Raw genomic sequence first — 3,687 nt, forward strand, 5'->3', positions numbered from 1 at the left:
GGGGTCGTTTGCGGGAGGGGGCGAAATCCTACGCTAAGCCGAGCACGCGCTTTCCATAGTCCCTGAGTTCGCCCTTCGGGCCGACATATCGGTATAGGGTGACGCGCTCGATCCCGAGTTCCTTGCACAGATCGGAAACGGAAGTGTCGCGCTGCGCCATGGCAGCCTGGGCGAGACGCACCTGCGCCTTGGTGAGGGCGAATTTTCGCCCGCCTTTGCGGCCTCGCGCTCTGGCTGCGGCGAGGCCGGCCATGGTGCGCTCGCGGATCAGATCCCGCTCGAACTCGGCCAGGGTGGCGAAGATGCCGAACACCATGCGGCCGGAGGCGGTTGTGGTGTCGATCTGCGCGCCCTTTCCGGTCAGCACCCGCAGGCCGATCTTGCGGTCTGACAGATCCTTCACGGTGTTGACCAGGTGGGCAAGCGACCGCCCGAGGCGATCGAGCTTCCAGACCACCAGCACATCGTCGGCGCGCAAGGATTTCAGGCAGGCAGCCAGACCAGGCCGATCATCACGACTGCCGGAAGCGCGATCCTCGTAGATATTATCCTGTTCGACGCCGGCGGCGCGCAGGGCGTCGTGCTGGAGATCGAGGGACTGGGAGCCATCGGCTTTGGAGATGCGGGCGTATCCGATCAGCATGTTTCTTAAACGTTGGTTTGAGGCGGCGCGCCGGCCACGATCGGTTTGTTCGCTGGAAATGTATCTCAACCAGCTTCATAAACAAAGCGTCTTGAACATCGTTAAATTTTGAAAAAGGAACATAGATGCCGCGTCGCGTCACTCTAACCGATCGGCAGAAGGACACGCTGTTGCGCCTGCCAACCTCGCAGGCGGATTTGCTGAAGCATTATACTCTGAGCGATGAAGATCTCGGTCACATCAGGCAACGCCGGCGTGCTCACAACAGGTTCGGCTTCGCCTTGCAACTGTGTGTCCTGCGCTACCCCGGCCGGGTGTTGGCTCCGGGCGAACTGATACCGGCCGAGGTGGTCGAGTTCATCGGAGCACAACTCGGCCTTGGTGCCGATGATCTCGTCGATTATGCCTCTCGAGAGGAAACGCGGCACGAGCATCTTGCCGAGTTGCGGTCGCTCTATGGATTCCGCACCTTCTCCGGACGCGGAGCGCGCGAGTTGAAGGCCTGGCTGTTCCGGGAAGCCGAACTGGCGGTGTCAAACGAGGACATTGCTCGTCGCTTCATAGCCGAATGCCGTCGCACCCGCACGGTTCTTCCCGCCACATCCACGATCGAGCGGCTTTGCGCCACGGCTCTGGTCGATGCCGAGCGGCAAATCGAGACGCGGATCGCCGGTCGGTTGTCCATGCCGATCCAGGAACAGTTGCTGGCATTGCTCGAGGAGACAGCAGACGATCGGGTGACGCGCTTCGTGTGGCTGCGTCAGTTCGAGCCTGGTTCGAACTCTTCGTCGGCCAACCGGCTGCTCGACCGGTTGGAGTATCTGCAACGTGTCGATCTTCCCGAGGATCTGCTGGCCGGTGTTCCTGCCCATAGGTTGACACGTCTACGCAGGCAGGGAGAGCGGTATTATGCCGACGGCATGCGCGATCTCCCGGAAGACAGGCGGCTTGCGATCCTGGCCGTTTGTGCGTCGGAATGGCAGGCGATGCTTGCCGATGCCGTGGTCGAAACCCATGACCGGATTATAGGCAGGCTCTACCGGGCATCGGAAAGGATTTGCCAGGCCAAGGTCGCCGACGAAGCGAGCGCGGTGCGCGACACCCTGAAATCCTTCGCCGAAATTGGCGGAGCCTTGGTCGATGCACAGGATGATGGCCAGCCGCTGGACGACGTTATCGCGAGCGGATCGGGCTGGGTCGGCTTCAAAGCCCTTGTCGCGATGGCAACCAGGCTGACCGCCACCATGGCGGATGATCCGCTCAAACATGTGCTCGACGGCTATCACCGCTTTCGCCGATACACTCCTCGCATGCTGCGCCTGCTCGATCTTCGCGCTGCGCCGGTCGCAATGCCGCTGCTGGAAGCCGTAATGGTCCTACGCAACGGTTTGAACGATGGTGCACATACCGGCTTCCTGCGGCCGAGTTCGAAATGGCATCGTCATCTTCGTGCCCAGGCGGCCGGCGATACTCGTCTCTGGGAGATCGCGGTGCTGTTCCATCTGCGCGACGCGTTCCGCTCCGGCGATATCTGGCTGGTCAGGTCCCGGCGCTATGGCGATCTGAAACATGCACTCGTGCCGGCGCAAGCTGTGGCGGAAAGCGGCCGTCTCGCCGTGCCATTGCGGCCCGAGGAATGGCTGGCAGACCGGCAAGCTCGCCTCGATATCCGGTTGCGCGAGCTTGGCCGCGCTGCTCGCGCGGGCACGATTCCCGGCGGGTCCATCGAAAACGGCGTCCTGCATATCGAGAAGCTCGAAGCCGCTGCACCGTCCGGCGCCGAGGATCTGGTGCTCGATCTCTACAAGGAGATTCCGCCCACGCGCATCACCGACCTGTTGTTGGAAGTGGATGCTGCGACCGGCTTCTGCGAGGCCTTCACCCACCTGCGCACGGGAGCGCCCTGCGCCGATCGGATCGGGCTGATGAACGTCATCCTCGCGGAGGGGATCAATCTCGGCCTGCGCAAGATGGCGGACGCCACCAACACCCACACCTTCTGGGAGTTGATCCGCATTGGACGGTGGCATGTCGAGGGCGAAGCCTACGACCGGGCGCTGGCCATCGTGGTCGAGGCGCAGGCGGCGCTACCCATGGCCCAATTCTGGGGCGCGGGGATCTCAGCATCGAGCGACGGGCAATTCTTCGCGGCAACCGAGCAAGGCGAGGCCATGAACCTGGTCAATGCGAAATACGGCAATACCCCGGGCCTGAAAGCCTATAGCCACGTCTCCGACCAATATGCGGCGTTCGCGACCCAGGTGATTCCTGCAACGGCGAGCGAAGCCCTCTATATCCTCGACGGCCTGCTCATGAATGACACTGGCCGCCATATCCACGAGCAGTTCACCGACACGGGCGGTTTCACCGATCACGTCTTTGCTGCGTGCGCCATTCTCGGCTACCGGTTTGCCCCTCGCATCCGGGATCTGCCGTCCAAGCGACTCTATGCGTTCAATCCATCGGCCACCCCGGCGCACTTGCGGGCCTTGATCGGCGGAAAGATCAACCAGACCATGATCGAGCGAAACTGGCCAGACATCCTGCGCATCGCCGCCACCATCGCGGCCGGGAGCGTCGCGCCCAGCCAGATTCTGCGCAAGCTCGCCTCCTATCCGCGGCAGAACGAACTCGCGACGGCCCTGCGGGAAGTCGGCCGCGTAGAGCGCACGTTATTCATGATCGACTGGATTCTGGATGCCGATCTGCAACGCCGCGCCCAGATCGGTCTCAACAAGGGTGAAGCGCATCATGCGCTGAAACGCGCCATCAGCTTCCATCGCCGGGGCGAAATCCGCGACCGTTCCGCCGAAGGCCAGCACTACCGGATCGCCGGCATGAACCTGCTCGCCGCGATCATCATCTTCTGGAACACCATGAAGCTCGGCGAAGTCGTCGCCAACCAGAAACGAGACGGAAAGCCGCTATCGCCCGATCTGCTGGCCCATGTCTCGCCGCTGGGATGGGAGCACATCAATCTCACCGGTGAATATCGTTGGCCAAAGCCTTAGCGTAGGATTCCGCCCCCTCCCGCAAACGACCCC

2 protein-coding genes are annotated in these 3,687 nt (G+C 62.4%); one reads left to right on the forward strand and one right to left on the reverse strand.

Going from position 1 to position 3,687, the window contains the following annotated elements:
- Positions 1–28 precede the first annotated feature (28 nt).
- The gene (locus ACGYLC_RS17535; protein ID WP_394424222.1) at positions 29–643 is read right to left on the reverse strand and encodes a recombinase family protein; all 615 of its coding nucleotides are present in this window, start codon (positions 641–643) and stop codon (positions 29–31) included.
- Positions 644–768: 125 nt separating this feature from the next.
- On the opposite strand from ACGYLC_RS17535, the gene ACGYLC_RS17540 reads away from it, so the two are divergent.
- Positions 769–3,654 (forward strand): Tn3 family transposase, encoded by a 2,886-nt coding sequence (locus ACGYLC_RS17540; RefSeq protein WP_394424223.1) that lies wholly within the window; start codon positions 769–771, stop codon positions 3,652–3,654.
- Positions 3,655–3,687 lie beyond the last annotated feature (33 nt).

The sequence above is a fragment of the Sulfitobacter sp. 1A12157 genome (assembly GCF_043557345.1).
Classification (GTDB): Bacteria; Pseudomonadota; Alphaproteobacteria; order Rhodobacterales; family Rhodobacteraceae; genus Sulfitobacter.